The organism is Parvimonas sp. KA00067, assembly GCF_001553085.1.
In the GTDB taxonomy this organism is placed as follows: domain Bacteria; phylum Bacillota; class Clostridia; order Tissierellales; family Peptoniphilaceae; genus Parvimonas; species Parvimonas parva.
Genome location: NZ_KQ960153.1, coordinates 21,409 through 28,712, shown reverse-complemented (window position 1 = coordinate 28,712; position 7,304 = coordinate 21,409). Strand labels below are relative to the sequence as shown.

At 29.8% G+C, this 7,304-nt stretch carries 5 protein-coding genes; 1 reads left to right on the top strand and 4 read right to left on the bottom strand.

Features of this window, described 5'->3' with window-relative positions; genetic code table 11:
• Nucleotides 1–78: 78 nt before the first annotated feature.
• On the top strand, nucleotides 79–714 hold the full coding sequence (gene trmB / locus HMPREF3181_RS07405) for a tRNA (guanosine(46)-N7)-methyltransferase TrmB (protein WP_068475251.1): 636 nt from the start codon (nucleotides 79–81) through the stop codon (nucleotides 712–714).
• A 67-nt stretch (nucleotides 715–781) separates the two neighbouring features.
• Here trmB and HMPREF3181_RS07400 read toward each other — a convergent pair whose 3' ends face one another.
• From HMPREF3181_RS07400 to HMPREF3181_RS07385, 4 genes are all read right to left on the bottom strand, one after another.
• Entirely contained in the window at nucleotides 782–1,483 is a 702-nt protein-coding gene (locus tag HMPREF3181_RS07400) for an HAD family hydrolase (RefSeq protein ID WP_068475248.1), read from the bottom strand.
• 452 nt (nucleotides 1,484–1,935) lie between these two features.
• A complete protein-coding gene (gene tkt / locus HMPREF3181_RS07395; RefSeq protein ID WP_068475257.1) occupies nucleotides 1,936–3,909 on the bottom strand; it encodes a transketolase in 1,974 nt (657 codons plus the stop codon).
• Between the two features lie 205 nt (nucleotides 3,910–4,114).
• Entirely contained in the window at nucleotides 4,115–5,104 is a 990-nt protein-coding gene (gene trpS, locus HMPREF3181_RS07390; RefSeq protein WP_068475245.1) for a tryptophan--tRNA ligase, read from the bottom strand.
• 69 nt (nucleotides 5,105–5,173) lie between these two features.
• Nucleotides 5,174–7,282 (bottom strand): polyribonucleotide nucleotidyltransferase, encoded by a 2,109-nt coding sequence (locus HMPREF3181_RS07385; protein ID WP_068475242.1) that lies wholly within the window; start codon nucleotides 7,280–7,282, stop codon nucleotides 5,174–5,176.
• Between the last annotated feature and the right edge of the window lie 22 nt (nucleotides 7,283–7,304).

Below are 7,304 nucleotides of genomic sequence, written 5' to 3'. Positions count from 1 at the left end.
ACCATTAAAAAATTATCTAAAATGAAAATATGATATAATAATATGTAAGAATAAAAATTTTTTATGAAAGGAAAATTAATGAGACTTAGAAAAAAATGGTGGGCAGTTCCCGAAATGAAAGAAAATGAGCAAGTAATATTTGATGCTCAAAACTTAAAAGGAAAATGGAATGAAGAATTTAAAAATAATAATCCGATAAACCTTGAACTAGGATGTGGAAAAGGAAAATTCATTAGCGAAATTGCAGAAAGAAACAAAGATATAAATTACTGCATATTAGACCTAGACACAAATGCAATCGTATATGCAACAAGAAAAATAAGAGATTTGGAACTATTAAATGTTCGTGCAATCCCTACAAACATAGAAAAAATTGACGAATTTTTTAATGAAAAATCTATCTCAAGAATTTACATAAACTTCTGCAACCCTTGGCCAAAGAAAAGACATCACAAAAGAAGATTAACACACCCAAACTTTTTAAAAAAATACAGTAACTTACTCGTAGATGAAGGCGAAATACATTTCAAAACAGATGACGATGACCTTTTCGAGGCAAGCCTAGAATATTTTAACGAAAACGGATTCGAAGTAATATTAATAACTTACGACCTAGCAAACTTCGACTACCCACAAAACATAGAAACGGAATACGAAAACAAATTCAAAACACTAGGAATAAACATAAAATTCCTAATAGCAAAAAAGAAATAATTATAAAAACAAACAAAAAGACAGCAATTCATATAATTGTTGTCTTTTTAATTTATACATATTTATATTATAAAGTTTTTAATTTTTCAATTAAATCTTTAAAACTTCCTTTTTCACAATTTACTTTACAATCAGGATAAGTATAAAGATAATCCATTACTAAATAACAATTCATCCCAGCACTACTAGCTGCAAATATATCTTGCTTTTCATCATTTCCAATCATCAAGCAATCCTTAGGTTCAACATCCAGTTTTTCACATAAATCTAAATAATATTTGGGATTCGGCTTGGAAAAAGAACTATTGCCATAATGAGTAACATAATCGAAGTCATCAATATCAAGTCCTGTCCATTTCAATCTAACTAACGCATCTATAGGAAAAACCGGATTAGTAGCAAGAACAACTTTTCTTCCGTTCTTCTTTGCAAGTTCAACGGCAACTTTTGCCAAACTATTTTCAGCTGAACACTTTTTTAACTTAGTAAAAAACTCATTTGCATAAAACTTTTTCAATACTTCTTTAACATCAGATAATTCAATATTTATATTACTATTAAGCTTATCCCAAAAGGCCTCTTCATTAGTTCTCTTTCCATCATTTTTAATTATTTCATGAGTTGCAGTCCAAATATTTTCAACAAGCTTCTTACTATCAATATTATAAACAGAAAATACTTTTGACAATTCCTCAAAATAAATATCAACAAATAATTCCTCATCTAAAGGAAGCAAAGTTCCATCCAAATCAAAAAATATAGCTTTCATTTCCCCTCCAAATATATTACTAATTACATCAAAAATTATATAAAAAGTAATATTAAAATCAAAATTTAAAGTATTTTAAAGAATAAATATATTATACCCTATTTTTTTACAAATTCATAGTGTAAAATATTATGTGTAAAGTAAAAATTGTTATGATACAATTGATGTGAGACCAAAAATAACAACAAATAAAATTAAATTTATTATATGTTTTAATTTTTTACCTTTCTTAGATATAAATACGAAAAATATATTTTCTAAAATTATACTCAGATATAAGATAATTATTGCACAAAAGATATTTATAAAAAATAATATAGCACTAAAATCGTTAAAACAAAATGGAATATTCCATAGTTTTTTAAAACTTTTTCAACATTTTTCAGTTTGTTTTTTATTTTACACAAAAAATAGCGAAGTTTTTCTTCGCTATTTTTACAATTTTTTATAAATTAGAATAATTCTTTTTTAATTTTTTCATAGACTGCATCAACTGTAAATCCAAATTTTTCAAATAATAAATTTGCAGGTGCTGATGCCCCGAATGTATCAAGTCCGATTGAAAGTCCGTCTAGTCCAACGTATTTTCCCCAACCAAATGTTGAAAGCGCCTCAATGCTAACTCTTTTTCTAATATCTTTTGGTAATACATTTTCTTTATATTCTTTACTTTGTTTTTCAAATTCTTCCATGCAAGGCATTGAAACAAGTCTTGTTGAAATATTTTCTTCAAGAAGTTTTTCACAAACTTTATATGCCAATCCAACTTCTGAGCCTGATGCCATTACAATCATTTCAAAATCTTTTCCAAAGTCTTTTAATACATATCCACCTTTTAGAGCCTCGCTTGAAGTTTCTTCAAGATTAGTTAGTTTTTGTCTTGTTAATGCTAAACAGCTTGGTGTCTTTCTGTTTTTTAAAGCTGAAATCCAAGCATAAGCAGTTTCTTTTGCATCACAAGGTCTATACATTGAAACATTTGGTGTTGATCTGAACATAGCTAAATGTTCGATTGGTTCGTGAGTTGGACCATCTTCCCCAACTCCGATACTGTCGTGAGTTAAAACGTATATAACACCTTGATTCATAAGTGCAGAAAGTCTTACTGCAGGTTTTAAATAATCACTGAAAACAAAGAATGTTGCACAATATGGTAAAAGTCCTCCATGTAGTGAAATACCATTACAGATTGCAGCCATTGCGTGTTCCCTAACTCCAAAGTGAATATTTTTTCCACTTCTGTTTTCAGGTGAATAGAAATCAAAATCTTTCATAACTGATTTATTTGAAGGACCTAAGTCTGCTGAACCACCAAAAAGATTTGGAAGTAATTTAGCAAATCTATTTAAAACAAGTCCACTTGATTCTCTTGATGCCATATCTTTATCAAATTCAAGAATTGAGCTATCATTTAAAATTTCTTCGTCAATTTCTTCTTTCATAAATTTTTCAAATAAATCATATTTTTCAGGATATTTTACTTTATATTCTTCAAGAAGTTTTTCCCATTCATCAACAAAAGTATTTTTCTTTGCCACAACTTCTTTCATATAGCTTTTAACTTCTTGTGGAACATAGAAACTTTCTTCATATTCCCAACCTATATTTTTCTTAAAAGTAGGAATATTATCTTCACCTAAAGGTTCACCATGTGCTGATGCACTTCCTTCTTTAGTTGAGCCATATCCAATTCTTGTTTTTATTTCAATCAATGAAGGTTTATCAATTTTCTTCGCACTTTCTATTGCTTTTAAAATTTCTTCAAGATTGTTACCATCCTCAACAAAATGAGTATCCCAACCTAACGCCTCATATCTTCCTCTAACATTTTCTCCAAAAGCAGTTGCAGTATCTCCCTCAATAGTTATATTGTTGCTATCGTATAAAACAATAAGTTTACCAAGTTTCAAAGTTCCTGCTAAAGAAGATGCCTCATTACTGATTCCTTCCATAAGACAACCATCGCCTACGATTGAATAAGTATAGTGGTCAATAACTTTACAATCATCAGTATTAAAAATTGATGCTAAATGACTTTCAGCCATAGCCATACCAACAGCCATAGAAACACCTTGTCCAAGTGGTCCGGTAGTTGCGTCTATTCCTAAAGTATGACCATACTCAGGGTGTCCCGGAGTTAAGCTATCAATTTGTCTAAAGTTTTTTATATCTTCAATACTAACACCGTAATCAAATAAATGAAGTAATGAATACAAAAGCATAGAACCATGTCCTGCTGACAAAATAAATCTATCTCTATCAAACCAATTTGGGTTTTTAGGAGAAATTTTTAAACAATCATTAAATAAAGTAAAAGCCATCGGTGATGCGCCAAGTGGAAGTCCAGGGTGTCCTGACTTAGCCTTTTGAATCGCATCTGCGCTTAGTGTTCTCATAGTATTAACACATAAATTTTTAATTTCCATATCTTCCATATCATTCCCTCACTTAAATATATTATTTCAAAATAAAAATCTAACAGCTTAATTATATCAATAAATCAAAATTTTTTCAATTAGACAAGATTAATTTTTGCACTTGATTTGACAAATTATCGCACAAAAAAAGTTGACAAGTTTCGCTCATCAACCTTAATTGCTGAATTAAAATTTATATAATCTTAAATTAGTTTTATCTTGGCAAAAATCCAACTTTTTTATAAACTTTTCTAAGTGTTTTATTTGCAAAGTAAGATGCCTTTTCAGCTCCTTCTTTCATAACTTTTTCAAGATATGCTTTGTCTGAAATAAATTCTTTATGTTTTTCTCTTATCGGTTTTAAACTATCTGCAACTAATTGTCCTAAATCTTCCTTAAATACTGAGTAGTTTTCGTTTTTATATTTTGAAACAATTTCATCACTTGTTTTTCCACTAAAAGCAATATACATATTTATTAAGTTTTTCAAGCCTTTTTGTTCATCATTATAGTCAAAATTTCCAAGACTGTCTGTTACAGATTTTCTGATTTTTCTCTTTATTGTTTCTTCATCATCAAGTAACAAAATAAAAGAATTTTGGTCTTCATCAGATTTACTCATCTTCTTTTCAGGATTTTTTAAACTCATAATTTTCCCTGTTTCTTTTCCAATTATTCCATCAGGAACTACAAAAGTATCAGAATACTTATTGTTAAACCTTTCAGCTAAATCTCTTGCAAGTTCTAAATGTTGTTTTTGGTCTATTCCAACTGGAACTAAATCTGTTTGATATAATAAAATATCTGCTGCCATTAAAACAGGATAAGTAAATAGTCCGGCGTTTAAATTTTCTTCAGATTTTTGAGATTTTTCTTTAAATTGAGTCATTCTGCTAAGTTGTCCCATATAACTCATACAGCTTAAAACCCAAGAAAGCTCAGCATGTTGTGGTACATGCGATTGTACAAATAAAATAGATTTTTCAGGTTCTAAACCTGATGCTAAAAATATAGCCATTAAGTCCAATGTTCTCTCTCTAAGTAATTTTGGCTCTTGTGGAACTGTTATAGCATGTAAATCAGCAACTGTAAAAAAACATTCGTATTGCTCTTGCAATCCTTTGAAATTTTTAATAGAGCCTAAATAGTTTCCAATTGTAAGTTGTCCTGAGGGTTGTAATGCACTATAAACTATCTTTCCCATCTTCTTATCCTCCTCTTTTAAAATATTAACAAAAAAGGTAAATTTTTAAGATTTACCTTTTAATAGTATTTATTTTTCTTCTTTTTCTTTTTTAGGTTTTTCAAGTAATGCTTTTCTTGATAATTTAATCTTTCCTTGATTATCTATTTCTATTACTTTAACTTCAACTGTATCTCCAACTTTAAATAAGTTTTCTACCTTATCAAGTCTTTCATGAGTCATATTTGAAATGTGAAGTAATCCTTCTTTTCCTTTGATTAATTCAACAAATGCTCCAAAGTTTGTAATTGTAGTAATTACACCATTGTAAATTTCTCCAACTTCAACTTCTTTAACAATTTCGTTAATCATTTCTTTAGCTCTTTCGCCGTTTTCTCTTGAATCAGCAGTAATTGCAATACGTCCGTCATCAAAAGTATCAATCTTAACACCTGTTTCATCGATAATCTTGTTAATTACTTTTCCACCAGGTCCAATTACTTCTCTAATCTTTTCTGGTAAAATTTGCATTGTAAATATCTTTGGTGCATATTTTGACATTTCTTCACTTGGAGTTGCAATACAATCATTCATAATAGAAAGAATGTGTAATCTAGCTTTTTTAGCTTTTTCTAAAGCAGTTGCCAAAATTTCTCTACTAATTCCGTCAATCTTAATATCCATTTGTAAAGCTGTAATACCATCTTTAGTTCCTGCAACTTTAAAGTCCATATCTCCAAAGTGGTCTTCCAAACCTTGAATATCAGTTAAAATAGCAATTTTTTTAGTTTCTTCATCTTTTATAAGACCCATAGCAATACCTGCAACAGAATCTTTAATTGGAACACCTGCATCTAGTAATGAAAGTGTTGAGCCACAAATACTTGCTTGTGAACTTGAACCGTTTGATGAAAGAACTTCTGAAACTAATCTCATTGTGTATGGGAATTCATCTTCACTTGGAAGAACAGGTATCAATGCTCTTTCAGCTAAAGCACCATGACCGATTTCACGTCTTCCAGGACTTCTTAAAGGTCTAACATCTCCAACACTGAATGGCGGGAAATTGTATTGATGCATATATCTCTTGTCTTCTTCGTCAATAACTCCATCTAAAATTTGAACTTCTCCAGGAGCACCCAAAGTTGTTAAAGTTAAAACTTGAGTTTGACCTCTTGTAAACAATCCTGAACCATGAGTTCTAGGTAAAAGGCCTCTTTCACAAGAAATTTTTCTAACTTCATCAAGTTGTCTATCATCAGGTCTAATTCCCTCTTCTATGATTAATCTTCTAACTTCATCAACAACAACAGATTCTATAGCAGAATTAATTTCACCTTTTTTATCTTCATGATCAGGTAAGAACTTTTCTAAAATTTCTTTTGAAATCTTATCAAGATTTTCTTCTCTTTCCATTTTATTAGCTGTTCTTAAAGCGCTAATAATATCAGCCTTTCCATATTCAACAACAGCGTTAAATAATTCTTCATCTCTTTCTTTAATTATAACAGGAGCTTTTTCTTTACCAACTTCTGCTCTAATTTCTTCTATGAAATTACAAATTGATTTTATTTCTTCATGTGCAAAAAGAATAGCATTTAAAACTTCTTCTTCACTTAAAATATCACAACCAGCCTCAACCATCATAATAGCATCTTTAGTACCTGATACAGTTATATTAAGTCTTGATTTTTCTCTTTGTGCGATAGTTGGGTTTATAATATATTCTCCATCAACATAACCGACATTAACAGAACCTGTTGGTCCATTAAAAGGAATATCTGAAATTGTAAGTGCAATAGAAGAACCAATCATAGCTAATATATCAGGTTGATTATCTTGCTCAACAGATAAAGCTGTAGCTATAACTTGAACATCATTTCTATATCCTTCAGGGAAAAGTGGACGAAGTGGTCTATCTATAAGTCTTGAAGTCAATATCGCTTTTTCACTTGGACGACCTTCTCTTTTAATAAATCCTCCAGGAATTTTACCAACAGAATATAATTTTTCTTCAAAATCACAACTTAAAGGAAAAAAGTCAACACCTTCTCTTGGCTCTTTAGATGCACAAGCATTTACTAAAACAACAGTTTCTCCACATTGAACTAAACAAGAACCATTGGCTTGCTCTGCAACTTTTCCTATTACAACTTTAAGTTCTCTACCACTTAAATTGTATATAAATTCTCTAACCATTTAAACCTCCTATGGTCTTCTA

Bases quoted from the DNA above. Each gene is read 5' to 3' on its own strand.
- tkt (WP_068475257.1), bottom strand. From the start codon at position 3,909: ATGGAAATTAAAAATTTATGTGTTAATACTATGAGAACACTAAGCGCA.
- HMPREF3181_RS07400 (WP_068475248.1), bottom strand. From the start codon at position 1,483: ATGAAAGCTATATTTTTTGATTTGGATGGAACTTTGCTTCCTTTAGAT.
- trmB (WP_068475251.1), top strand. From the start codon at position 79: ATGAGACTTAGAAAAAAATGGTGGGCAGTTCCCGAAATGAAAGAAAAT.
- trpS (WP_068475245.1), bottom strand. From the start codon at position 5,104: ATGGGAAAGATAGTTTATAGTGCATTACAACCCTCAGGACAACTTACA.
- HMPREF3181_RS07385 (WP_068475242.1), bottom strand. From the start codon at position 7,282: ATGGTTAGAGAATTTATATACAATTTAAGTGGTAGAGAACTTAAAGTT.